A 24647-nucleotide genomic window follows, 5' to 3' on the forward strand; every position below is an offset into this window, starting at 1 on the left:
GTGCTGATTTTTTTTGAAGGAGGTTACTGGGGACGTTAGTAGTCGTGAAAGCCAAAGCGGAGTCGGCCTAAAACATGAAATTCAGCTTGTTTGATTGAAATTTGTGAAGCTGATGCGGTTTCTCAAATAAAGCGGTTAAAAACAAAAATAAATGTCATTCCGAGACTGATGAGATGTCATATAGAGACAAGTTGCATTTGGGGAAAAATGATCAAATCAAACAGATTAGGCAATAGATTTCAGGACGAGGTTTATGATGAAACAAGAATATGACTATATTATCATCGGGGCAGGATCAGCCGGTTGTGTTGTTGCGATGCGTTTGCTTGAAGCAAAAGCAGGCAGCGTATTATTACTTGAAGCAGGTGGCAAAGACAGCAGTATTTTGCATAAGATTCCCGCCACAGTGGTTAAAGTATTTCAACAGAAGTCATGGGCTTACATGACTACGCCACAGCAACATTGCAATCAGCGTGAAATGATTTTAGCGCAAGGTAAAGTGCTTGGTGGCGGTAGTGCTGTGAACGGCATGATTTATTGTCGTGGTCAAAGACACGATTATGATTTATGGGCATCGGAATGGGGCTGTTCAAATTGGTCTTATCAAGCGGTATTGCCTTTCTTTAAAAAAGCTGAAAATAATGAAAGCCTTGCAGACGAGTTTCACAGTCAGAATGGCGTATTGCCAGTCAGTGAAAATCGATTCCGTCATCCACTGACCCTTGCATGTATACAAGCAGGTCAGCAGATGGGAATGAAATATGTCAATGATATCAATGGATGGGACCAAGATGGTGTCGGCTTTTATCAAACCACCACTAAAAATGGGGAACGTGCCAGTACCTCAAAAACCTATTTAAAATCGGTCGAAACCAATCCAAATCTGTGTGTGATTACCGATGCTTTGGTGCATAAAGTTGAGCTAGAAAACAATGTTGCAGTTGGTGTGCAATATAGTTTAGGACAGGCGCAAGAGCTTGTTTCAATACAAGCTCGTAAAGAAATTATTGTTAGTGCAGGCACCATTGGTAGTCCTAAAGTGTTGTTATTGTCGGGGATTGGTCCTAAATCGCATCTAGAAGAATTAGATATTGTATGTCAGCAAGATCTTCCTGTTGGTGAAAATTTCCATGATCATTTACATATGTCGATTAATGCAACGGTCACCACCAACAATAGCTTCTTGGGTGAAGATAAAGGGTTTAAAGCACTAAAACATGGGCTGCAATGGTATTTCACCCGTTCAGGTTTGTTGACCTCAAATATTTTAGAAGGTGCGGGTTTTATTGACACGCATAACTTGGGACGGCCTGATGTGCAGTTCCACTTTTTGCCAGTACTGGATAATTTCGATAATACCCCCGGTGAAAAAGCCGTGGCACAAGAACATGGCTTAACCATTAAGGTTGGGCATTTACAGCCGAAAGCTCGCGGTGTGTTGCGTCTACGCAGTAAAAACCCAAGTGACTTACCGATCATTGATCCCAATTATTTGGGTCATCAAGACGATATCGATGCCAATATCCGAGCGGTGAAAGCAGGGCTTAAATTGTTAAAACAGCCCGCATTACAAGCCATTGTGAAAGAAGTCACTGAACCTGCCAACATTGATCTAGATGATGATGCCGCGATCGATCGCTGGATGCGTCAGAACATTAAAACGGTCTATCACCCTGCGGGATCTTGCAAAATGGGTGACTCTGCTCAGGATTCAGTTACAGATCAACAATTAAAAGTACATGGGATTGAGCGGCTAAGAGTGGTTGATTGCTCAATTTGTCCACAAGTGCCCAGTGGCAATACCAATGCAGTGGCGATCATGATTGCTGAGCGTGGTGCAGCATTTATTTTAAATGATGTGGCATAAGACGTAATACAAGTTAATGCTTTAAATAGAGAAATTAAAATGAGTGAAGTTCAAATTTTACAGCGTGTAAACGCATTTTTAAAACGTCAACATGGTCATTTTATTGATGGTGAAATGTGCGCATCCGTGGGGCGAGCTCAAGTCGAAATTGTCAATCCAACCACAGAGCAAGTGATTGCACATATTGCGATTGGTAATCAAACGGATGTTGAGCATGCCGTGCAAAGCGCGCATCAGGCATTTATAGGGGCTTGGGCGCAGACCTCTCCCTATGAGCGCGGTTTAAAACTGAATAAACTGGCTGACCTGATTGAACAGCATGGGGAAGAACTGGCTCAGCTTGAGACCTTAACCACAGGCAAGCTGATTAATCTTGCTAGACATTTAGAAGTGGCGCAGTCCGTAATTTTTCTTCGTTATTTTGCCAGTTGGTCTACCAAGATTAATGGTCAAACCATGCAACCATCAATTCCATCGATGCAGGGAGAAAAATATACAGCCTTCACTTTACGGCAACCGATTGGGGTGGTTGGCGGAATTGTGCCATGGAATTTCTCCTTGATGATTGGGGTCTGGAAAATCGGTTCTGCGTTGACCACAGGCTGTAGCATCGTACTGAAGCCAAGTGAATTTACCACTTTATCATTATTACGTTTGGCTGAGCTTGCAATTGAGGCAGGTATTCCTAAAGGCGTGATTAATGTGGTGACAGGCAAAGGTGAAACGGGGCAGCACTTAATTGAATCGCCACTGGTTAAAAAAGTTTCTTTCACCGGTTCGGTGCCAACAGGGATGGCGATTGGTAAATTGGCCATGAGTTGTGATTTAACCCGGGTCAGCTTAGAGCTTGGGGGGAAAAATGCCGCAGCAATTTTGGCTGATGCAGACCTTGATCAAGTGTTACCGACCTTATTGCAAGCGACCTTTGTACACCAAGGCCAGGTCTGTGCTGCACCAGAACGCTTCTTTGTACATCGCTCTAAGTATGCGGAGTTTATTGAGAAAATTACGGCTGCATTACAACAGATTAAAGTTGGTTCACCACTGGATGAAAGCAGTATGTTTGGACCATTATCCAATCAAGTGCATTTTGAAAAAGTGAAGCATTATTTAGATTTGGCCAAGCAAAACAATCAAGTGATTGCGGGTGGTCGGGTATTGGAAGGCACTGGTTATTTTGTTGAGCCCACCTTACTGAGCGTCACTGGAACTGAAGATCCTTTATTCATTGAGGAAACCTTTGGACCCGTCGTGGATGTGATTGCATTTGATGATGAAGAAGAACTGATAAGCATGATGAACCATTCGCGCTTTGGTCTAACGGCCAGTCTTTGGACCAATGACTTATCTAAAGCCTTAAGAATGATTCCGCAAATCGAAGCTGGAACGCTTTGGATTAATATGCATACTTTCTTGGATCCGGCGGTGCCATTTGGTGGAATGAAAGCTTCGGGAATAGGGCGTGAGTTTTCAGATGCTTTTATTGATGATTATACCGAATTAAAGTCGGTGATGATTCGATATTAATTGATTTATAACAATGCTTTAGATCGAAAGTAGTTTGGACGGAAAAGTCGTCAATTGTTGCAGATATTATGGGAGGCCACAGGCTTCCCATATGCTTTTTTTAGTCGACTCATTTGGACATGATTGTAAAGTGGACGTGATTATTTGTTTATATAAGGTATAAAGTTATACCTATAAAGTCATGGAAAATTACATTTAAAAAAACAATAATCGTTTTAAGCTTGAGCAGAACATTGAAAAAGGGGATCAATGTGGTTGTGCTCAACGTGAACAATAACCGTTAGAAAATGGTCAACATTCAAACATTTTCGTCATACAGCAGCAGGGAGCAAGTTTCTATTTTTATGCTGTAAAAAAGCTGACTCAGTATCGAAACTGCGCTCAAAAAATTAAATACTTTAAGGAAAGGAATTCCATGAAAGTTTTAAACCACCTCGTTTCATTTAAGAAAGCCTATCTCTGTACATTTTTGGGCGCCGCTTGTATCAGCCCAGTTTATGCAGATTTTATTCAAGACAGTAAAAGCTCGCTTTATCTACGTAATTTTTATATGGAGCGAGATTTCTCACATGTGCCTAATCCAGATATTGGAAGTTGGACGCAGGGCATATCGGGACGATTTGAATCAGGTTATACCGACACGCCAGTTCAAGTGGGTTTGGATCTGGGCATGCAGTATGCAATACGTTTATCGGATCACAATGCATCGCGTTTAGATGCGGTGATTCCCTATGATAAAGATGATCACAAGCAAGTCCGTGACTATACCAAGCTCGGAGCAACGCTAAAACTTAAATATAAAGATTCAGAATTAAAAATTGGTGAACTCTATCCGCGATTACCTATCGCATCGATAGATGATTCTAGACAGCTAGTGACCACCTATGCGGGTGCCTTATTTGAAAGCAAGGCAGTTGAAAACCTCAAGTTTTCAGCTGGTCGAATCACACATATTAATGGCCGGGCAGATGACCGTTTCAGAAAACTGAGTTTATCTGCTGGTAACGCACCTCGTTATGAAAGCGATGGCTTAAATTTTATCGGCTTTGATTATAACTTTACGCCCAAAGTATTCGGTTCATATTGGTATGGTCAGCTCGAAGATATTTATCAACAGCATTATTTAAATGCGGCTTACAGTACCCAAATTGATAAGACCAAACTTAAATTAGATGCACGCTATTTCAATAACTCAGAAGCTGGTGATGCATATTATGGAAAAATTGATAGCCAAACTTTTGGTGTGCAAAGCACATTGAATAATGGTCCGCATACCTTGGTTGCGGGTGTACAAAAAAATAAAGGAGACAGTACCTTCCCAACCTTGGCAGGTTATGCACCACAGCCATTTTTACATACGTGGTCAACCTTAGGTTTTATTAAACCGGAAGAGTTGACTTGGCATTTTCTCTATAGCCACGACTTTAAAAGCTATGGCTATGATGGTTTAAAAATGACAGTTCGTTATTTAAACGGGAGTGGAATTGCGCGCCCAGGTTTAAAAGACAATGAGGAAACCGAGGCTAACTTTATTTTAAGTTATTTGGTGCCAGAAGGTCGCTTAAAAGGGCTCGGTCTAGAATGGAGACATATTCGTACCACCACAAAATATGGTGCGGGATATACCCCAGGCGCTGATTTTATCGAAAATAGATTTATTACCACTTATACCTATAAATTTTAATTGAACATGCAACGTCTTTTTGCATAGAAAAGACATTTCGTCATAAATGGAATTATTTTAAACAACGTGGAAATGGCAGGGCTTCGCATGCAACCTTGCGGAGCACTTTGCCGCCCTATCATGGAATAAGGAAAAGTTTAATGGATATTAAAAAGCTTGTATTTGTTGCTGCATTTAGTGGATTGACCAGCTATGCAAATGCGGAAATTAAAATTGGTGTGGTGACCTCATCATCTGGCCCGATTGCAATGGTCGGTATTCCACAAAAAAACTCAATTGCATTATTACCTAAAACCATTGCTGGCCAATCGGTTACCTATTATTCATTGGATGATGCCAGTGATCCAACTGCTGCAGTCAAAGCAGTCAATAAACTGATTACTGAAAATAAAGTCGATGCCATTATTGGTCCATCGGGTTCTCCAAATGCCATGGCAGTGATTGGGATTGCCGCAAAAGCAGGCGTACCATTATTGGCGCCTGTGGGAACAGCATCGGTGGTTGTACCGATGGATGCACAAAAAAAATGGGTATTTAAGACCACACAAAATGATGACTTAATTGCATCGGCATTGATTGATGACATGGTTAAACGTGGTTTTAAAACCGTTGGGTTTATTGGAACAGCAGATCCATATGGTGAAAACTGGTACAAAGTATTTTCAAGTTTAGCCAGTAAAAAGGGCATTACCCTGGTCGCTAAAGAAAGTTTTCAAAGACAAGATACCTCTTTAACGGGACAAGCACTGAAATTGGTGGCTAAAAAACCGCAAGCAATTTTGGTTGCAGCACCAGGTAGTTCTGCGGTAACACCACAAGTTGCGTTATTTGATCGTGGTTATAAAGGTCAGGTTTATCAAACGCATGGCGCAGCATTAGATGAGTTTTTAAAACTTGGTGGTAAGAAAGTAGAAAATACAATTTTGGCTGCAAGCTTAATGTTGGTGATTAATGAAGTTCCAGCGAGCCATCCTTCTAAGGCTGTTGCCAGCACTTATATGAATAATTATAAAAAACTAAATGGTCAATTCCCCGCAACTTTTGGCGCCAACGTGTATGACGCAGGTTTGCTACTACAAAGCGCAGTGCCTGTTGCATTAAAAACCGCAAAACCAGGTACCCCTCAGTTTAGAGTGGCATTACGTACTGCCTTGGAAAACACCAAAAATCTTGCAGGAACGCAAGGGGTTTATAACATGACGCCAGACAATCACAGTGGTTTTGATAGTCGTGGCCGCGTCATGATTACCGTTAAAAATGGCAAATGGACGTTGCTTAAATAAAACATACTTTTAGTGTAGAACGCTAAATAACTCAATGTGCATGCGATGCGAAAGCATCGCATCTAAGGGATTTTTGTCTTCAAAGACAGGAGGTGGGTTCTATGGATTTGGCTACTGCTTTAATCCTAGGTCAAGACGGTATTACCAGTGGTGCAATCTATGCGTTATTAGCGCTTTGTATTTTATTGGTTTTTACCGTCACACGGATTTTACTGATTCCAATTGGTGAGTTTACAGTTTATGGCGCTTTAACCATGGCTGCGATTGAAGAAGGGCAACCGACCAAGATCGTTTGGCTGCTATTGGGGCTGGTGATATTTAACTTTTTTCTGGATGTTTATCAGCAAATAAAAACACGCCACGGCTTGAATGGGAAAAAACATTTGGCGATGCTGCTCTATGCCTTATTGATGGTTGCTGCGGTTTATTTCTTACCACTTTCAGACTTGTCACTGTTCAGTAAAATTATTTTGACACTCGCGATTATTACGCCATTGGGTCCACAAATTTATAGAACGTTTTTCCAACCCCTTGTTGCTGCACCCTCTTTAGTTTTATTAATCGTTTCGATTGCGGTACACGTTTCATTGGTGGGTACAGCGTTGCTGATTTTCGGGCCAAATGGTGCGCAAACCACGGCATTTACTGATAAGTTTTTTGAAGTGGGGGTGTTGAGTATTAACAGCCAAACGCTCTGGATTTTATTTGCATTTGTTGTGTTGATGATTTCATTTTCATATTTCTTTAGTAAGACCCTATATGGCAAGGCATTAAGAGCCACTGCGATTAATCGCGTTGGTGCCAGATTAATGGGTATTTCGCCTGTTTTTGCAGGGAAAATCACCTTTGCCTTTGCTGCATTTGTGGGTGCATTGTCCGGTATTTTAATCGCACCAATCACTACTTTATATTATGACTCTGGTTTTTTAATTAGTTTAAAAGGTTTTGTCGGTGCAATTATTGGCGGCTTAGTGAGTTTTCCTGTGGCTGCACTCGGTTCGGTTGTGGTGGGGTTGGTTGAGGCCTTCTCCATGTTTTGGGCCAGTGATTATAAAGAAATTATTGTATTCACATTAATCATTCCATTCCTGTTGTGGAAATCACTGACCACCCGCCAAACGGAGGATGAAAGCGAATGAAAAGCATCCATTATTTCTTTATTTTCGCCGTGATTGTTTTTATTTGCCCGATGTTCTTACCAGAATACCAAGTCACTTTATTTAACTATATTGGTTTAAATGCCTTGGTGGTTTTAGGGCTGATTCTATTAACCGGTGTCGGTGGCATGACCAGTTTTGGTCAAGCCGCATTGGTGGGGATTGGCGCTTATACCACGGCTTATTTAACCGCGACGGATCAACTGCCAAGTTATTTGACCCTCATCGATGGCTCTGCTTGGATTGCCTTATTGGTAGGTATTGTGATTACCGTCGTGTCGGCATTCATTGTCGGTGGTTTAACCCTAAAACTGTCTGGGCATTATTTACCGCTGGGAACCATTGCTTGGGGAATCTCACTATATTATTTCTTCTCGACTTTAGAGAGTTTAGGCGGGCATTCCGGGATCGCCAATATTCCGAGTATTTCGATATTTGGATACGGTCTTGATACCGGTAATAAAATGTATTACCTCATATGGTTCATCGTTTTAATCGCCATTGTACTGACTAAAAACTTGTTGAACTCCAGAGAAGGTCGCGCCATTCGTGCCTTAAAAGGTGGGCAAGTCATGGCTGAATCGATGGGGGTAAATACCTTTAGATCGAAAATGGCAGTATTTATTATTGCATCTGTTTTTGCTTCGATTTCAGGTTGGTTGTACGCCCATAATCAAACCTTTATTAATCCGACGCCATTTAGTCTGCAAATGGGGATTGATTATCTCTTTATGGCATTACTTGGCGGTGTGGGCAGTGTTTGGGGCGCAATACTCGGCTCGGGCATTTTCACCATGATGCGCCAATGGCTACAAGATTATTTACCGATTATTTTTGGCAGCCAAGGACAATATGAAACGATTGTATTTGGTTTACTGATCGTGGCATTGATGCAAAAAGCTCCTACAGGTTTATGGCCAATGCTGATGAAAATCATGCCTAAAAACTTAAAACCCAAAGATCGTCATATTCAAATTACGGACACAACTGAAAAGTTAGCTGTGCATGCCATGCCATCAAAAGGTGAAGTGGTATTGGCCGCAAAAGAGGTGACCAAAAAATTTGGTGGCTTGGTCGCAAATAACAAAATGAGTCTGCAAGTTCATGCAGGCGAAATTTTAGCTTTAATTGGTCCCAATGGCGCAGGCAAAAGCACCATGTTTAACCAACTTTCAGGTGTGGATACCCCGACCAGTGGTGAAGTGATTTTTAAAGGTGAAAAAATTAATGGCCAATTGTCACGCTTAATCGCCAGCAAAGGGCTGAGTCGAACGTTTCAGCATGTCAAAATTTTACCCGAGATGAGCGTACTCGAAAATGTAGCCATTGGAGCACATTTAAGGGGCTTAAAAGGGGTGTTTGCATCGTTGTTACATCTTGATCGTGCAGAAGAAAATGTGTTGCTCAATGAAGCCAAATATCAACTTGAGCGAGTTGGTTTAGGTGACTATTTATATAGCGAAGCTGGCAGTTTGGCGCTAGGACAACAACGGATTTTGGAAATTGCCAGAGCACTGTGCTCAGATCCATGCTTATTACTTTTAGATGAGCCAGCTGCAGGTTTGCGACTCAAGGAAAAACAAGCTTTGGCGGTACTGCTGCTGAAATTAAAAGCGGAAGGCATGGCAATTTTATTGGTTGAGCACGATATGGATTTTGTTATGAACTTGGTCGATCACGTCGTGGTCATGGAGTTCGGTGAGAAAATCGCGGAAGGATTACCTGAGGAGATTCAAAAAAATCCAGCGGTGCTTGAAGCATATTTGGGAGGTGTCGCATGAGCCAGATTCAAGATAGCAATCAACCTAGCCATCAACAGAACAATCAAGGTAAAGCCTTATTAGAGGTGCAAAACCTCAGCGTTGCCTATGGCAAAGTTGAAGCCTTAATCAACTTTAATATGCGGGTGAATGAAGGACAGATTGTCTCTGTGGTCGGGCCAAATGGGGCGGGTAAAACCACCTTATTGTCCGCCATCATGGGGGTGCTAAGTTCTCAGGGAAATGTTGATTTTAATGGTGAAGTTCAGCAAAGCCCACAAGTGGAATATATGGTGGGTAAAGGGCTGGGCTTGGTGCCAGAGAAACGTGAATTGTTTGGTTCGATGTCGATTGAAGACAACTTATTACTTGGTGCTTTTCAGCGTTATCGACGTGGCGACCGTCAATATAAACAAACCTTGGATGAGGTTTATCAAATTTTCCCACGCTTAAAAGAGCGTCGACGCCAAGAATCAGGCACCTTGTCTGGTGGAGAACGACAAATGTTAGCCGTTGGTCGAGCGCTGATGGCAAAGCCAAAATTATTAATGTTGGATGAGCCAAGTTTGGGATTGGCGCCATTAATTACCCGTGAAATTTTCAAAATTATTGATCAACTTCGGACCGCAGGGGTTTCGATTCTGTTGGTCGAACAAAATGCCAGAGCCGCCTTAAAAATGGCGGACTATGCCTATGTTTTAGAAATGGGGGAGCTTTCAATGCAAGGCACTGGGGCAAGTTTATCTGAAGACCCGCGCATTATTGAAAGTTATCTCGGCATAAATACGAAGCATCAAGATGTTTTATCAATTTAATTAACCTTATTTAAGGGGGAGACGGTGGAAGTGGATAAAACGGCTAAAATTTTAATTTATGGTGCAGGTGCAATTGGTTGTACGCTTGCTGCAAGGTTAATCCATGCTGGATTTAACCAAGTCACCGTGGTGGCGCGTGGTAAGAATCTAGCGGTATTAAAACAACAGGGCATTCATTTATCTGATTTAACTGGGGAGTATCAGGTCAAGCCTTTTCAGTTGGTTGAATCGGTCAGTGATTTAGTCGCGCAAGATTTTATTTTTATTTGCACCAAGGCGGATGCGATTAAAAGCGTGACCATGGGCATTCAGGGATTAATCCACGATGATAGTGTGGTGATTCCAATGGTGAATGGAATTCCATTTTGGTATTTCTACGCCAATGATGATATTGCAGCAATCAAGCCAGTGAATAGTTTAGATCCAGATGGATTTTTAAAAGATCACTTTCCATTTAAACAGTTGATTGGTGCGGTGGTTTTTATCACGGCAGAATTAATTGAATATGGTCGGGTAAAAAGCAATACACCGCATTTATTAATTTTTGGTGAACCGAACCATAGCATGAGTCCGCGACTTGAAAATCTGATTGCACTGTTAAAAGAAACAGCAATGGAAGTCCGTTCGCATCCACAGATTCGAGATCAAATTTGGACCAAAGTACTGGCGAATTTAAGTTCAAATCCCTTATCTGTTTTAACCGGTGCGACGCTTAGACAGATTTATTCGGACCCTCAGCTTAAGCCAACCACACATGCGATGTTACAAGAAATCCGGTTGGTTGCTTGTAGTTATGGTGCGCGAATTCAGTTTGATCCGGTGCAGTTCATGCAATTAGGCGCGGAGATGGGGGATATTTATACCTCGATGTGGCATGACTTTAAACAGAAAAGACCATTGGAACTTTCCAGTATTGCCGATGCTGTTTTAGAACTGGCCAATGACTTGAATATTGAGATGCCAGTCACAGCGAAAATTATTGGTTTGACTCGATTTATGAGTGAACAAAGTTTAAAAGCCGAATAAGTTTTAGAGCATTGGTACGGTTTGAGCGATACAGATTATAGATAAGGAAGAGAATATGAAAAACAATATTTCAAATGAAGAGTGGGAAATCCGTAAAAAATTAGCTGATTGTTATCATCTGGTGGATTATTTTGGTTGGACGGAAACCATATTTAATCATATCTCTGCACGTTTACCGGGAGATGAGCATTATTATTTGGTCAATCCATTTGGTTTAAACTACACAGAAGTTACCCCTGAAAATTTACTTAAAGTCGATTTAGAGGGGAATAAGGTTGAAGCCTCAGAATATGAGGCCAACCCTGCGGGTTTTGCTTTGCATAGTGCCGTGCATGGTGCACGTGATGATATTCGCTGCCTGATTCATACCCATACCACACCGATTAGTGCGGTGGTACAAAAGAAAAATGCTTTTTCCCATAACAGTTTCTATGGTGCACAGCTTTATGGTCGTGTGGCTTTTCATCCATTTGAGGGGATTACTCTATTTAAAGATGAAAAGCAGCGCATGATTGATCACTTAGGTGATAAGCATATTTTGGTATTGCGTAATCACGGCATTGCAGTCGGTGAAAATAGCATTGAAAAAGCATTTTTTCTATTGTGGACCGTACAACGCGCGGCTGAAATTCAATGCCAATCTGGTGCCTTGGGCGGTGAAGATTATCTCCTCGAAGATCATATTAAACAGAAATGTGCCGATTTAACCGCCATGCTAATTCGTGATAGTGGTTTTGCCGTGAAGTTCTTCGATGCCATGGTGCGTAAAATGCATGAGAAACGTGCTGCATAGTATTTACATCAATATCGCTGAATCGTATTGCTGCATTGCATCATATCGTTGAGTCGTGGTACTTCAGCAAATTACTGAGTAATTCCATTTGAGGATGAGGAATATTTTTCTCATCCTCATATGTTTGTGGTGCATGTTTATTTAAGCGATAGGATATTATTTATCGAACTGTATTGTTATATTTGAGAGCAACCCAATACGATAATAGAGATTATAAATATGATTACCTTGCATCATTTAGAGCAATCCCGTTCCTTTCGTATTATCTGGGCTTTAGAAGAACTTGGTCTTGATTATCAAATTCAGTTTTATAAGCGTTTAGCAACATTTGCGGCACCACCCGAATTAAAAAAAATTCATCCCTTGGCCAAAGCGCCAGTATTGGTCGATAACGATCAAAGCATTGCAGAATCAGCTGTAATTCTAGAATACTTACAAGAAAGCTATGATCTAAAGCAGCAATTTAAACCACAAGATAAAGCAGATCAGCAGCAATATCGCTACTGGATGCATTATGCTGAAGGCTCGCTTATGCCATTATTGGTAATGACGCTGGTGATGGATAATGTGTCTAAACATGTGCCATTACTTATTAAACCGATCGCGAAAAAGATTACTGGCGGTGTTAAAGCGGGTTTTATACAACCGCGTTTAAAAGATCATATTACGTTTATCGAAGATTATCTGGCGACGCATGATTATTTTGCAGGTGATTTTTCTTTTGCAGATATTCAAATGAGTTTTCCCTTAATTGCCATGCAAGCTAGGGCAGCAGGTCAATATCCCAATATCACGGCATATATTAAGCGAATTTCACAACGCCCTGCATTTCAACAGGCTGAACAAAAAGAAAAGCAATTGACAGCGTAGTGTTGGTTTTAAAATTAGATGCTATGCACGCCATTTAAGATTGATTAAGTGATGTGCATTGTTTTAGTCAAGTATAAGGTTTTTAAGTGAGTGATAGGATTTAAGCGCTTATATGGTTTCGAATGACAGTTCTAACCTATAAACAATATTCACCATTAAAATAGGCTTTTCTCCAACGAGTAATTGCTACTTTTTCAAATAGCCCGCCAAGATAAAATGGGTCTTGTTGAATAAATGCTGTGGCAATCTGCTTATCTTCTGTGTTGATAATATAAATCCCACCACCAAGATCTTGGCCGTCATCATCGAGTTTGGCACCGCAAGCCAAGAGTAAATCCATGTTGTGATCCAGATATTTTAAATGCGCTGCTCGGCGTTGCTGTCTTTGTTGCTGATGATCTAACTTATCCCAGGTCTCAATAATATATGGCATGGCATTGTTCACTTTGAGGTTGTAATTAACAATTGCAAGCTGCATTACGCTTCTTTTGCGACTTAAATCAAGAGAAATCGGTTTTCGCAAGAAGCAGAATGCATTTACGACGTAGTTTGACTGCTGAACAGATTTAAAAAGAGAAGGGATATTCTAAAATCAGGCGGATTTCATCAATATTGCCATAGCGATAGCCCTTGCTAGAGCGGTGAGTTGCTTGACGTAGACGCAGGTCAAGATCTTTTGCAAAGCCTGATTTTACTTTGTAGCGTAGTTCAACATCCCGCTCCCAATGTTTATTGTCGATATTGGGGTCATAAAGATAGCGTTTGGTATAAAAGGTATTGTGGCTCTGACTATTGTCGATATCCCAACCGTAGAGATAACGTGTCATAAAGGACAGCCCATCTAAGCCGTAGGGGGCAAAGTCGATCTCATATTTGGCTTGAACAGATTTTTCATTGGCTTCGGTAAAAGTTGAAAACTGAACGCTATTGGGGATGCTGGCAATCCCCCCATTGTTCCCAAAACCAATCCAGTCCATAGGCTCATCACCGAGGACTTGTTGATAGGCAAGGCTAAAATTATGATGAGCACGTTTATAGCTTCCCATAACAGAGGCCACACCCGTACTGATTTTTCCACCTTTGGCACGTCCTGTATCTCGGTTTAAATAGTTATTGGTCTGTAAAGTGAAATCGGATTTTGAGTTCATTTGAAACTTATATTTGGCTGCTAAATAATATTGCATCCAGACATCTTCTAACTCAGACAGATAGATTGAACTTTCTAACTGATCTTGCTTATAGCTTGCGCCAATATAAGAGACTGCATCTGCCTTAATCCCATTGTTATAGTCCGTATTAAAATAGTTTAATCGTCGCGTTGAATCGACTGGACTCATTTGGGTGAAATAGCCCAAATGTAGGTTTAATTTGTCAAAGCTACTGTCTTTAATTGATAAGCCTGTAGCGGTAGAAGGAAGCAAGCGTGAATAATTGGTTCCAATAATCGGGTTGTTTGGAAATTGATTACCGAGTACCGCTTCGGTCTTTTTATATTTAGCACGCAGCGCAGCACCAAACTCACTGGTTGCTGATTTAGGGCGACCATTTGAGTCGACTTCTAAATTGTTGGTCTCTGTACGATAACCATCACTGTCTAGTTTTAAGGCAACCAAGGCATAGCTATTGATCGCAAATTGGACCGGTGTTTCTGTCCAGCCTGAATCTAAATTCACAATAAAACCTTGTGCCCATTCTTCACGATAGCCTTTGCGATCGGCAGGGATTAAATGGGCATTTAATCCAGCAGCATTATATTCACCTTTACGAAAATTACGATTGAAATAATAGTTTTTGGCTAAAATATTCAATTTTGCATCTTGAATAAATTCAGCCTGAGCGGTCGGAATACTGGTTATGCAAAGACAAAAAGTCCCCATAACCAGTAAAGGTAAATTTACTGATTGCTTCATTTTAAAATCCTTTTTAAAAATACGATCTAATCAATTAGATACGTTGCTTAAACTCGATTCCAACGGTCTGATGGTTCAAAGGTATAGCCATTTTCTTGTTTACGAATATAGCCACAATAGGGATCGCCAAAATGGACAGGTAGGAGCAGTGCTTCGCGTTCTACCGCACGTTCTAGACATTCAAGGCGAGACTTGCGGGCGATCTCTGGCCAGATACAGTAACCGGAGTTGATTTCAGGTTGCACAATTTGCAAGGGGCTATGGAATACATCACCACAGAAAATCGCCTCTTCACCTTGTGAGGAAATGCGGAAAGTGACTTGCCCCGGACTATGCCCCGGTGCAGGCTCAACCACTAGACAGTCTGCAATTTCAGCAAAGGGTTGAATAAACTCGACTAAACCTTCGTTATATACAGGCATGACACTGTCAAAGAAGGAGTCACCAAAGACATCAATCACGCCAGCTTCTTTATTTTTGCCTGCATGGCAGAAATCAAAATCTTCTTTGGGAAGGTAGTATTTTGCATTTGGAAAGGTGGGCGTCCAGCGATTATCTTTCCAAACCGTATTCCAGCCGACATGATCTGAATGTAAATGAGTAATCACCACATGGGTTACTTTTTCAGGTGGCGCACCAGCAGCAATCATCCACTCTACAATCAGGTTATTTAACTGATGCATGCGGGGAATATCAGGGCGTTCTTTAAAATTGCCGACGCCAGTATCAATCACAATAATATTGGTTCCTGCATGTACGACCCAAAACTGAATACTCACGATCAGTTTATTCATCTGAGGAATCCAATGGTGCGGTGCCAACAGGTCTTTGTGCTGTTCGAGTAGACTTTGTGCTGCCGTTGGAAATAAAAATGCCGGATCATGGGTTGGTCCCGCATATTCGTGAATACGGGTAACTTTTATTTCACCAATCATTCTAGATTCAATCATTTTTTGACTCCATAAACGCTGTTCAGTTTTTCATATTTGAGGTATTGAGATAAGTGGTCTTTATATTCGAGCTTTTTGCAGGATCAAACCCGTTCAAACAGTGCTGCTAAACCTTGGCCACCACCAATACACATGGTTTCTAGTCCATAACGTGCATTGCGGCGCTGCATTTCATGCACAAGAGTGGTCATGATTCGCAAACCCGTGGCACCAATGGGATGACCTAAAGAAATGCCAGAGCCATTCACATTGAGATTATCAGTGCTTTGAATATCCAGCGCTTTCATTACCGATAAGGCTTGTGCTGCAAAGGCTTCATTGATTTCAATCAGATCGATATCTTGAATTTTCATTTCTAGTTTTTTCAGTAGTTTCTGCACCGCGGGTACTGGACCGATCCCCATTCGACTCGGATCACAACCTGCCGAACTCCAACCGACCAATTTGGCGATTGGTTGTAGATTATGCTTTTCTAAATAGGTACGACTTACGATCAGGCAACCTGCTGCCGCATCATTTTGTTGGCTTGAGTTACCAGCAGTGGTGACACCATTCGGTAAAATTGTCTTGAGTTTAGCCAAGTCTTCTCGTGTACTCTGGGCACGAATTCCCTCATCTCTATCGATGATTTTAGTTTCCTTTTTAGTGGTCACCTCGACTGGAATAACTTCCGCATCAAACTTGCCACTGTCCCATGCCTGCTGGGCTTTTTGGTGGCTTTGTACTGCGAAGGCATCACATGCTTCACGTTGAATGTCGTAGTCGCGTGCCAAATTGTCTGCGGTTTCAGGCATACCCGAAATAACACCAAAGCGCTCAACTGGCTGAGAGCGCTCACGGCCACGGGCAAGGCGATCAAAAAAAGTGACATTGCCTGCACGATTGCCCCAACGCATATTGGTTGAGTAATATTCGATATTACTCATGCTTTCGACGCCAACCACCATAATCGCTTCGGCATTGCCAGATTGAATGGTCATCGCAGCATTAATCAGTGCTTGTAAGCCTGAACCACAACGACGATCCAGACTATAACCGGGCACTTCGATCGGTAATCCTGCTGCTAAAGCGGCATAACGACCAATGCAGGGCGCTTCACTGGATGCATAGGATTGGGCAATGATCACTTCATCGAGTGTATGTGCATCAAGCTGGGTTTTTTCAAGTACAGCCTGTATTACTTTTACCGCAAGATCTGAGGCACTCAGTGAGGCAAGGGCACCACCAAACTTGCCGATAGGGGTACGTAGTGGGCTGACAATATAAGCATCGTGCATATCTAATTCCTTTTATAGCGGTGATCAATACTGTGCTTGTTGGGCCAGCATGCTTTGATAATCGGGATGAGCAATGCTCAACATTTTTTCAACTCGTTGGGCGAGAGTTAACCCTCGTAAATCGGCAACCCCATACTCGGTGACAATTAGACCAACATCACTGCGGGGAGTAGAGGCAGGGCCTTGCAGTTTGTTGACAATGCGACTAAAACCTTTACCTGCGGCAGGAAGTGCAATAATTGAGACGCCGCCAGAGGATTGATTGGCTGCGCGAATAAAGTCGAGAGCACCACCCACCGCACCCACATAAGTATGGTTGGCAATTTCTGCATTTACTTGACCAGTTAAATCAATCTCAATGGCTGAATTAATAGCGGTAAATTGTGGCAAAGCTGCCAGTACTGTTGGGTGGTGGGTATATTGGGTGGCACGTAATTCAATAGCCGGATTTTGATGAATAAATTGGTGTAATTCTGTCGAGCCTGCAATTAAACCCGTAATGGTTTTTGCACGATCAATTGATTTCTTCTCATTGGTGATCACCCCCGTTTGCATGAGCTGGGCGACGCCATCCCCAATGATGCCAGAGTGAATTCCAAGCTGTCGATGCTGTTGTAAGGCTTGTAAAATGGCTTCAGGCAGCGCACCAATTCCGAGTTGTAACGTGGCGCCATCTTGGATATGCATGGCAACCTGTTGAGCAATTTTTCGGCTAACTTCTGAATCGGTTGGGGGATCAGAGGCTAAAATTGTGCGATTGCTATAGAACATCACATCAAAATCAGCATCTGTTAAATAATGATCTGAATAGACCCAGGGTGCTTGCTGATTTACTTCGGCAATCACGATACGGGCATGTTGAATCGCCGATTTTAAATAGTCTTGGGCAAGGCTATAACTATATTGTCCATATTGATTGGGTGCAGAGACTTGAATCAATACCACATCTATTTTCAGTTGTTGCTGTGCGATGAGCTGTGGCAATTGTGAATAATGGCTCGGCAAAATATGTAACAGTTGCTGCTGTGCCAAACAACGGTTGTAGCCCGCACCGCAGTAGCTGATATATTCAATCTCTGCTGCAGATTCAGGGGTACAGGTCGGGAAGGTACTAATGCCTAAAAAGACTTTAAACTTGCCAATTTTCTTACGGTTTTGCATCAAATTCTGTGTAAGGGGGGTTGGCTCTGCTTGCGCTTGCCCCCACACGACTAGATCACCATGTTGAACATAGTTAGATAAATCGAGTTGAGAAATATCATTTATTTTTTCCATGGTGACCATCCTTGATCTAAAGTCGCCTGAACGCTTTTAGCGAATTGAAGAGGGGTGAGTAGACAGCGCAGTGACTTTCATTTGCATATAAGGAAATAAAGGCAAACTCATGAGTAGCTCATGTAATTCATTATTACTTTCCACATCAAAGATACTGATGTTGGAATATTGACCTGTTACACGCCATAAATGTGGCCATTTTCCAGATTGCTGTAATTCAATGGCACGGGCTTTTTCCGCCCGTTTAATTTCATCCATTTTGACGGGATCGCTGTCGAGTGGAATTTTTACGGTCATTTCTACGCAAAATAGCATGCTTGTTCGTCCTTTAAATGAGATGGGAGAAGGGAGATAAAAAGTTAAATCGCTTTGGTAATAAATGGCTTAAGTTTGCCAATAAAGCTTTTACCGTGTTCAAACCAGTCTTTACGAATATCAGAGTCCATATAGCGTTGTAGCTGTTCTTCGTTTTCAAACCAACATTCAGCAATCGCATCGACACCATTGACTTCAAAGTAGGGCACATGTAAATCCGTTGGCTCAGATTCAATTAAGCGAACTTCATATTTGTGCAGTCCTGGAATGCCAACTGACATTTCAAAATGGCGTAGGCATTCTTGGTCAAATTGTTCTTTCTGCATCTGTGTTGGTTTAACCAAGAGATAAACAATACGAATCATCATTAAACTTCCTGTGTTTGCTCGTACGTCATCACTGAGACTTGTGCGTGTGGACGTACTTTAATTAAAAGAATTGCAAGAGTGGCTAAAGCATAGGCCACCAAGCAAAATAAACCGATTGATGTGGCTAAACCGATAGAGGTTGAGAGATAGCCAACACCAACCACGGACAGCGCGCCCAATGATTTTCCAACGTTATAGGCAAAGCCCATACAGGTGGTGCGGACATGCGTTGGAAATAAATCACTGAGAAATGGCCCCAGTGCTGCGAACATTCCAATAGAGGAGAAGCCGACAAAGAAACCCAATGCTAAGGTAATATATTGATTCATTGCGATGAGCATATACACCACTGTCACGATCCAACTGAGAATCGACATGCCGATGAGGGTTTGTTTACGACCCACTTTATCTGCAAGATAAGCGGTGAACATAAAACCTGCAAAAGCACCCATGGACATAATCAAAATGGTGACAATTTTAGAGCTGGAACTGAGTCCACGCTCATTCATTAAGGTTGGAATCCAGATCAAGATGGCGTAGCAGGCAGCTTGTAAGCCCACCACCAATAGACTTGAGAAAATAGTCGAGCGTAGATGCTCCTTTTTAAAGACTGAACGAATCGAAGCTTTTTCAATTAAGTTATGATTTTTCTTGATTTTTTCAACAAATTCAACCGATTCTTTTACATTACGTCGAATATAAATCACGATTAATGCAGGCAGCACCCCTGTCCAAAGTACCACGCGCCAAGACCATTCTGGTGGGAGTAGGCTAATTAGGACAGTTGCAACGATCACAGAGCCTGCCCAACCGAGTGCCATACCAGATTGAACAAAGCCAACCGCTTTATTTTTATGCTTGGCAGAAACAGCTTCAGCCATTAATGCTGCGCCAACAGCCCACTCACCACCAAAACCTAAGCCTTGTAAAGTTCGTGCAACCAAAAGCTGTTCATAGTTTTGTGCAAAGCCGGCGACTACCCCAAAAAAGGTGAACCATAAAATGGTAAACATTAGGATTTTTACTCGGCCATAGCGATCCGCTAAAATCCCGGCTATCCATCCACCGATCGCCGTGACCACCAGTGCAACTGTGCCAATAAATCCGACTTGTGTTTGGGTTAATGCCCAAGTCGCCATAATTACTGGCAGCAAAAAACTGAAAATCTGCATGTCATAGGAGTCTAAAGCCCAACCTGCATAACATGCCCAAAAGGTTTTTTTCTGGTTGGAATCCGATTCCTTATACCAATTTAACATTGTCATTTACATCTCCTTTGTAAAATACAAGTTGCTATTTCAGCTTGGAAAAATCCAAGTCGACAGCAGTAATACTTTGAACATATTCAGGTGTATGTGCCGCAACCAGTTCGAGTACAAATACTTTTCCAGCTTGAAACTCAAAGGTTCCGATATCGGTATAGGCCCGATTGACGCATTCCAAACCAGTGAGGGGGTAGCTACATTGTTCTAGAATTTTGCTCTGACCATGTTTGGTTAAATGCTCCATCATGACGTAGACATTTTTAGCGCCCATCGCTAGATCCATTGCACCACCAACTGCAGGAATGGCATCAGGCTGACCGGTATGCCAATTGGCCAAATCTCCTTGTTTAGAAATTTGAAATGCACCTAAAATGCAATAATTCAGATGGCCACCGCGCATCATTCCAAAAGAATCAGCATGATGGAAAAATGCTCCGCCTTTTTTTAAAGTAATGGCCTCTTTACCTGCATTGATTAAATCCCAATCTTCTTGGCCAACCTCTGCACCTGTCCATTGACCCAAGATCCCATTTTCACTGTGTAAAATAACTTCCTTTTCAGCAAAATAGTCAGCCACTAAGGTGGGTAAGCCAATGCCTAAATTGACATAAGAACCTTCGGGAATATCCTTGGCAACACGTTGAGCAAGTTCAATTTTTTGTTGAATATTCATTATGAATTAGCTCCTGACGTGGTTTTTAAAATGACACGATCTACAAAGATCCCTGGGGTAATAATAATCTCAGGATCTAAATCACCCAGTTCACAAATTTGATCGACTGCGACGATTGTGGTTTTGGCCGCCATCGCCATTACTGGCGCAAAATTACGGGCTGCTTTGTTGTAGATTAGATTGCCCCAACGATCGCTAGTTTTGGCATAAATGAGTGCGTAATCAACCGCTAAGGCTTTTTCAAAAATGTAGTTTTTGCCATCAATTTGTTTGGTTTCTTTGTTTTCTGAAAGCAGCGTGCCATAGCCTGTACGGGTATAAAAACCACCAATTCCACAACCTGCAGCTCTGAGACGCTCTGCTAAAGTACCTTGAGGCACGATTTCGAGTTCGATGGCTTTATTGCGATACAAGTCTTCAAAAACATAAGCATCTTTTTGACGCGGAAATGAACAAATTAGTTTACGTACTTGATGTGCTTTGAGAAGTGCAGCTAGACCTTGGTCACCATTACCCGCATTGTTACTGACGATGGTTAAATCTTTTGCACCCTGTTCGATCAGGGCGTCAATGAGTTGATCAGGCATTCCTGAGCCACCAAAGCCGCCCACTGCAATGGTTGCCCCATCGTGGATGTCTTTGACTATATCCTTGGCTGAATTGAAAATTTTATTGATCATTGAACCGTCCTTTCACCATCAATTTTTAATACGCTATGACAGTAAATTCACATATTGAGGTGTTTACTGCAATTTCGATATTTAAAACTGGTGTTAATCTCAGGTTAATGCATTATGTTTAAACTTGCGTTACATTATTTTGAATGTGTGAAGTCAAACACTGGATAAAGTCTTTGGCAAACTGACTGATATCATCAAAATTAATGGCACAGATTTGAAAGCCACGATGTGCCCATTTCTCATCAATATTTCGGTATTCAATATTCGGGTGAATATGTTGCAAGCGTTGAAAAGCAGCCAGTGGAATAATGGCGATACCTGCCCCAGCAGCGACCATTTGGCAGACTGAGTCATAGCTGGAAACTTGTACACGAATATTAATTTTTTTATTTAACTGCTGAGAAAGTTTATTTAGAAAAATTTGAATGGCACTCCCTTCATGTAAAGTGACAAGAGAGTATTGAATGGCATTGGCTAAAGTCACATTGGACGATTGCAAAATCAGATGCTGTTTAGGGGCAATCAAAACAAGTTGCGAGGAAATCAGCGGAATTGTTTGCAAATTTCGAGTGTCAATATTCCCTGAAATAATCCCAATATCTGCTCGTTTATCGGCAACGATATTGACAATATCCTCACTGAGCATTTCTTTGAGGTTGACATCAACATGTGGGTGGCTGATTAAATACTCGGATAAGGTGGTTGGAATATATTCGGCAATCGCCGTGGTATTGGCAACGATTGAGAGCCGGCCTTGGATTAAGGCATTAAATTTCGATAATTCGCCTTTAAGACATTCTATTTCATGGTAAACCGATTTTGCATACTTTAAATAGACTTGTCCGACTTCGGTGAGTTCAACCCCTTGTGAGGAACGCTCCAAAACCTTTAGTCCCCAGATATGCTCTAAATTTTTAATACGATTACTTGCGGCAGGTGTCGATAAAAACGTCCTTTCTGCAGCGCGGGTTAAATTTTGGGTTTCAGCAATATTGAGAATGAGTCGAAAATCAGTCAGGTCAAAATTCATGGACATACTCGATTGAATTTAAAGCGCAAATAAACAACTGCAACATTAACATTAATTACAGTGCCGCAATCAAGCAAAATCATAGCGTCGGGGGCTGTTATTGCCGTTGTATTGGTTTTAGCCTAGTCAAGAGCCAACTCAGCCAAAATTTTTGCAGTGTGTTGTCCAAGTGCCGGTATTGCGGTCATTTGATAGTCTTCTGGGGCCGTTCGACCAACCGGTTTCAGGGCGGGAAGCGGCCCCACTGGACTATCGACCAGATCCCAACGCTGTCGAGCCTGCAATTGCGGGTGTTGCCACAAATCTGCCAAGGTGTTGACCCCAGCATTGGCAATATGTGCTTGTTCCAGCAAAGCAATAATTTCTCTTTGTGTGTGTTGCGCGAATTTTTTAACAATGATTGCGGTTAATAACGCGCGATTTTCAATACGACTTGAATTGTTTATATAGTGTGGATTATTTGCTAAATCAGGGGCTTCTAAGACGATTTCACAAAATAAACACCATTCTCTATGATTCTGTACGGCAAACAGTACTTGTTTTTCATCACCTGTTGCAAAGGGGCCGTAGGGAAAGATCGTGGCATGCGCAGCACCCGATTTAGGCGGAGCAGCCTGTTGTTCAAAACTATAATAGAGTGGGAAGCCCATCCATTCCGTCATGCTTTCGAGCATCGAAATATCAATGCGGCGACCCAATCCAGTTTGCTGACGTTCTATTAATGCCGCGAGAATATTGCTATAGGCATACATACCCGCAGAAATATCAGCAATCGAACAGCCTGCTTTAACCTGTTGCTGAGGCGTACCAGTAATTGATAAAAAGCCTGATTCACTTTGAATGAGCAAGTCATAGGCTTTTTTATCGCGGTATGGGCCAGCATGCACAGGATCATCGCCATAACCTGAAATGTCACAGACAATCAGTTGCGGAAATTGCGCATGAAGTTGTTCAAAGGATAGTCCCAAACGTGCTGCAGCACCGGGTGCTAAATTTTGAACCAATACATCGGCTTTGGCCAAGAGTTTGGCTAAAATGGGTTGCGATTGTGGGGCTTTTAGATCGAGTGCTAGACTTTCTTTTGAGCGATTGGTCCAGACAAAATGTGAGGACATGCCTTTAACGCGCTCATCATAAGCACGGGCAAAGTCCCCACCATCTGGGCGTTCAATTTTAATCACACGTGCACCTAAATCGGCCAACTGTCGTGTGCAAAACGGGGCTGCAATGGCATGCTCCAACGCCAGTACGGTAATGCCCTCAAGTGGCTGCATGGTTAAGCCTCCTGAAATGTTGCTTTGGCTTGCATGGCAATACTGCCATCTTCAAGCTCAATCCAAAGCTGAGCTGTCTCCGCTTGAATATCCCCACAAATATAAAATGTATTAAAGTCAAATACGGGCTTATTGGCACGGAATTCAAAGCTGAGAATGTGTTGTTGCGGCACGTGGTCTTGCAGCGCTTGCATTAACAAGGTCGCAAGCAGTGGGCCATGGACCACCAGTCCCAGATAGCCTTCGACTTGCATACTATAGGGGCGATCATAATGAATTTTATGACCATTAAAGGTCAAGGCCGAATAGCGAAATAGGGCGGTGCTATCCAGCTGTTGTTGATGTTTAAAACTATAATGTAATACTGGTTGTTCTATTACTTTGCTTGGCTTTGGCTGAACATGAGTACTTGGCGTTGCGGTCTTATAGACGATGTCCTGTTGTTCTTTAATGGCTAAAATATCATTGGCATAAATAAAATGGTCGACAGTCACAAAGTACAGCTCACCTGTTTTGCCTTGTTTAAACTGAATATTTGAAATTTCAGAAACACGACGCAGTACTTGCCCGATTAAAATAGGTTGGAAAAACTCAAGACGACCACCTGCCCACATTCGGCGTGGAAAGGGAATGGGCGGTAAAAAATCACCTTTATTGGGATGACCGTCTGTGCCAATTTCCGCCTGATTGACCACATGTAAAAAGTTCATCCAATGAAAAAGATGGGGCATTGCATTGAGGGGTTGATCTTTCTTGTTGAACAGCGCCTGTAACATCGTGATAGAACGTTGTTCACAGCGGTCTGCTAAAATTTGTTTGTTGCCAATCCATTCTGCAAAATTTTGCAT

23 protein-coding genes are annotated in these 24647 nt (G+C 42.0%); 10 read left to right on the forward strand and 13 right to left on the reverse strand.

Annotated features, from left to right (window positions below):
- Positions 1-256: 256 nt before the first annotated feature.
- The 10 genes from FD716_RS04605 (at position 257) to FD716_RS04650 (ending at position 12782) form a co-directional block, all read left to right on the forward strand.
- Positions 257-1867, forward strand: a complete 1611-nt coding sequence (locus tag FD716_RS04605) for a GMC family oxidoreductase (protein ID WP_139853607.1) — start codon at positions 257-259, stop codon at positions 1865-1867.
- Between the two features lie 39 nt (positions 1868-1906).
- A complete protein-coding gene (locus FD716_RS04610; protein ID WP_139851184.1) occupies positions 1907-3394 on the forward strand; it encodes an aldehyde dehydrogenase family protein in 1488 nt (495 codons plus the stop codon).
- A 415-nt stretch (positions 3395-3809) separates the two neighbouring features.
- Positions 3810-5078 (forward strand): OprD family outer membrane porin, encoded by a 1269-nt coding sequence (locus FD716_RS04615; RefSeq protein WP_139851185.1) that lies wholly within the window; start codon positions 3810-3812, stop codon positions 5076-5078.
- A 140-nt stretch (positions 5079-5218) separates the two neighbouring features.
- Positions 5219-6361, forward strand: a complete 1143-nt coding sequence (locus FD716_RS04620) for an ABC transporter substrate-binding protein (protein WP_139851186.1) — start codon at positions 5219-5221, stop codon at positions 6359-6361.
- Between the two features lie 101 nt (positions 6362-6462).
- Positions 6463-7500, forward strand: a complete 1038-nt coding sequence (locus FD716_RS04625; protein ID WP_139851187.1) for a branched-chain amino acid ABC transporter permease — start codon at positions 6463-6465, stop codon at positions 7498-7500.
- Positions 7497-9299, forward strand: a complete 1803-nt coding sequence (locus tag FD716_RS04630; protein ID WP_139851188.1) for a branched-chain amino acid ABC transporter ATP-binding protein/permease — start codon at positions 7497-7499, stop codon at positions 9297-9299. The genes FD716_RS04625 and FD716_RS04630 overlap by 4 nt, the downstream gene beginning before the upstream one ends.
- On the forward strand, positions 9296-10093 hold the full coding sequence (locus FD716_RS04635; RefSeq protein WP_139851189.1) for an ABC transporter ATP-binding protein: 798 nt from the start codon (positions 9296-9298) through the stop codon (positions 10091-10093). The genes FD716_RS04630 and FD716_RS04635 overlap by 4 nt, the downstream gene beginning before the upstream one ends.
- Positions 10094-10117: 24 nt before the next feature.
- The gene (locus tag FD716_RS04640; RefSeq protein ID WP_228714904.1) at positions 10118-11119 is read left to right on the forward strand and encodes a ketopantoate reductase family protein; all 1002 of its coding nucleotides are present in this window, start codon (positions 10118-10120) and stop codon (positions 11117-11119) included.
- A 37-nt stretch (positions 11120-11156) separates the two neighbouring features.
- A complete protein-coding gene (locus tag FD716_RS04645; RefSeq protein WP_267285310.1) occupies positions 11157-11912 on the forward strand; it encodes a class II aldolase/adducin family protein in 756 nt (251 codons plus the stop codon).
- Positions 11913-12131: 219 nt separating this feature from the next.
- A complete protein-coding gene (locus FD716_RS04650) occupies positions 12132-12782 on the forward strand; it encodes a glutathione S-transferase (protein ID WP_139851191.1) in 651 nt (216 codons plus the stop codon).
- 136 nt (positions 12783-12918) lie between these two features.
- Here FD716_RS04650 and FD716_RS04655 read toward each other — a convergent pair whose 3' ends face one another.
- From FD716_RS04655 to FD716_RS04715, 13 genes are all read right to left on the reverse strand, one after another.
- On the reverse strand, positions 12919-13260 hold the full coding sequence (locus FD716_RS04655) for a YciI family protein (protein ID WP_228714905.1): 342 nt from the start codon (positions 13258-13260) through the stop codon (positions 12919-12921).
- Between the two features lie 88 nt (positions 13261-13348).
- The gene (locus FD716_RS04660; protein ID WP_139851192.1) at positions 13349-14692 is read right to left on the reverse strand and encodes an OprD family outer membrane porin; all 1344 of its coding nucleotides are present in this window, start codon (positions 14690-14692) and stop codon (positions 13349-13351) included.
- Positions 14693-14739: 47 nt separating this feature from the next.
- On the reverse strand, positions 14740-15642 hold the full coding sequence (locus FD716_RS04665; RefSeq protein WP_139851193.1) for an MBL fold metallo-hydrolase: 903 nt from the start codon (positions 15640-15642) through the stop codon (positions 14740-14742).
- An 83-nt stretch (positions 15643-15725) separates the two neighbouring features.
- Entirely contained in the window at positions 15726-16919 is a 1194-nt protein-coding gene (locus tag FD716_RS04670) for an acetyl-CoA C-acetyltransferase (protein ID WP_139851194.1), read from the reverse strand.
- A gap of 24 nt (positions 16920-16943) precedes the next feature.
- Positions 16944-18194, reverse strand: a complete 1251-nt coding sequence (locus tag FD716_RS04675) for an acetyl-CoA hydrolase/transferase family protein (RefSeq protein ID WP_139851195.1) — start codon at positions 18192-18194, stop codon at positions 16944-16946.
- A 36-nt stretch (positions 18195-18230) separates the two neighbouring features.
- On the reverse strand, positions 18231-18509 hold the full coding sequence (gene catC, locus FD716_RS04680; protein ID WP_139851196.1) for a muconolactone Delta-isomerase: 279 nt from the start codon (positions 18507-18509) through the stop codon (positions 18231-18233).
- Between the two features lie 44 nt (positions 18510-18553).
- On the reverse strand, positions 18554-18877 hold the full coding sequence (locus FD716_RS04685) for an EthD domain-containing protein (protein ID WP_228714906.1): 324 nt from the start codon (positions 18875-18877) through the stop codon (positions 18554-18556).
- On the reverse strand, positions 18877-20142 hold the full coding sequence (locus FD716_RS04690; protein WP_139851197.1) for an MFS transporter: 1266 nt from the start codon (positions 20140-20142) through the stop codon (positions 18877-18879). The genes FD716_RS04685 and FD716_RS04690 overlap by 1 nt, the downstream gene beginning before the upstream one ends.
- Before the next feature lie 28 nt (positions 20143-20170).
- Positions 20171-20815 carry a 3-oxoacid CoA-transferase subunit B gene (locus FD716_RS04695; protein WP_139851198.1) on the reverse strand — a complete coding sequence of 215 codons (645 nt, stop codon included), beginning with the start codon at positions 20813-20815 and terminating at the stop codon, positions 20171-20173.
- Positions 20815-21495 carry a 3-oxoacid CoA-transferase subunit A gene (locus FD716_RS04700; RefSeq protein WP_139851199.1) on the reverse strand — a complete coding sequence of 227 codons (681 nt, stop codon included), beginning with the start codon at positions 21493-21495 and terminating at the stop codon, positions 20815-20817. The genes FD716_RS04695 and FD716_RS04700 overlap by 1 nt, the downstream gene beginning before the upstream one ends.
- 118 nt (positions 21496-21613) lie before the next feature.
- On the reverse strand, positions 21614-22525 hold the full coding sequence (locus FD716_RS04705) for a LysR family transcriptional regulator (protein ID WP_139851200.1): 912 nt from the start codon (positions 22523-22525) through the stop codon (positions 21614-21616).
- 122 nt (positions 22526-22647) lie between these two features.
- Positions 22648-23799 carry a CaiB/BaiF CoA transferase family protein gene (locus tag FD716_RS04710; RefSeq protein ID WP_139851201.1) on the reverse strand — a complete coding sequence of 384 codons (1152 nt, stop codon included), beginning with the start codon at positions 23797-23799 and terminating at the stop codon, positions 22648-22650.
- Between the two features lie 2 nt (positions 23800-23801).
- The gene (locus FD716_RS04715) at positions 23802-24647 is read right to left on the reverse strand and encodes an FAS1-like dehydratase domain-containing protein (protein WP_139851202.1); all 846 of its coding nucleotides are present in this window, start codon (positions 24645-24647) and stop codon (positions 23802-23804) included.

Origin of the sequence: Acinetobacter pullicarnis, from assembly GCF_006352475.1 — a bacterium.
In the GTDB taxonomy this organism is placed as follows: domain Bacteria; phylum Pseudomonadota; class Gammaproteobacteria; order Pseudomonadales; family Moraxellaceae; genus Acinetobacter; species Acinetobacter pullicarnis.

Bases quoted from the DNA above. Each gene is read 5' to 3' on its own strand.
- FD716_RS04605 (WP_139853607.1), top strand. From the start codon at position 257: ATGAAACAAGAATATGACTATATTATCATCGGGGCAGGATCAGCCGGT.
- FD716_RS04610 (WP_139851184.1), top strand. From the start codon at position 1,907: ATGAGTGAAGTTCAAATTTTACAGCGTGTAAACGCATTTTTAAAACGT.
- FD716_RS04615 (WP_139851185.1), top strand. From the start codon at position 3,810: ATGAAAGTTTTAAACCACCTCGTTTCATTTAAGAAAGCCTATCTCTGT.
- FD716_RS04620 (WP_139851186.1), top strand. From the start codon at position 5,219: ATGGATATTAAAAAGCTTGTATTTGTTGCTGCATTTAGTGGATTGACC.
- FD716_RS04625 (WP_139851187.1), top strand. From the start codon at position 6,463: ATGGATTTGGCTACTGCTTTAATCCTAGGTCAAGACGGTATTACCAGT.
- FD716_RS04630 (WP_139851188.1), top strand. From the start codon at position 7,497: ATGAAAAGCATCCATTATTTCTTTATTTTCGCCGTGATTGTTTTTATT.
- FD716_RS04635 (WP_139851189.1), top strand. From the start codon at position 9,296: ATGAGCCAGATTCAAGATAGCAATCAACCTAGCCATCAACAGAACAAT.
- FD716_RS04650 (WP_139851191.1), top strand. From the start codon at position 12,132: ATGATTACCTTGCATCATTTAGAGCAATCCCGTTCCTTTCGTATTATC.
- FD716_RS04655 (WP_228714905.1), bottom strand. From the start codon at position 13,260: ATGCAGCTTGCAATTGTTAATTACAACCTCAAAGTGAACAATGCCATG.
- FD716_RS04660 (WP_139851192.1), bottom strand. From the start codon at position 14,692: ATGAAGCAATCAGTAAATTTACCTTTACTGGTTATGGGGACTTTTTGT.
- FD716_RS04665 (WP_139851193.1), bottom strand. From the start codon at position 15,642: ATGATTGAATCTAGAATGATTGGTGAAATAAAAGTTACCCGTATTCAC.
- FD716_RS04670 (WP_139851194.1), bottom strand. From the start codon at position 16,919: ATGCACGATGCTTATATTGTCAGCCCACTACGTACCCCTATCGGCAAG.
- FD716_RS04675 (WP_139851195.1), bottom strand. From the start codon at position 18,194: ATGGAAAAAATAAATGATATTTCTCAACTCGATTTATCTAACTATGTT.
- catC (WP_139851196.1), bottom strand. From the start codon at position 18,509: ATGCTATTTTGCGTAGAAATGACCGTAAAAATTCCACTCGACAGCGAT.
- FD716_RS04685 (WP_228714906.1), bottom strand. From the start codon at position 18,877: ATGATGATTCGTATTGTTTATCTCTTGGTTAAACCAACACAGATGCAG.
- FD716_RS04690 (WP_139851197.1), bottom strand. From the start codon at position 20,142: ATGACAATGTTAAATTGGTATAAGGAATCGGATTCCAACCAGAAAAAA.
- FD716_RS04695 (WP_139851198.1), bottom strand. From the start codon at position 20,815: ATGAATATTCAACAAAAAATTGAACTTGCTCAACGTGTTGCCAAGGAT.
- FD716_RS04700 (WP_139851199.1), bottom strand. From the start codon at position 21,495: ATGATCAATAAAATTTTCAATTCAGCCAAGGATATAGTCAAAGACATC.
- FD716_RS04705 (WP_139851200.1), bottom strand. From the start codon at position 22,525: ATGAATTTTGACCTGACTGATTTTCGACTCATTCTCAATATTGCTGAA.
- FD716_RS04710 (WP_139851201.1), bottom strand. From the start codon at position 23,799: ATGCAGCCACTTGAGGGCATTACCGTACTGGCGTTGGAGCATGCCATT.
- FD716_RS04715 (WP_139851202.1), bottom strand. From the start codon at position 24,647: ATGCAAAATTTTGCAGAATGGATTGGCAACAAACAAATTTTAGCAGAC.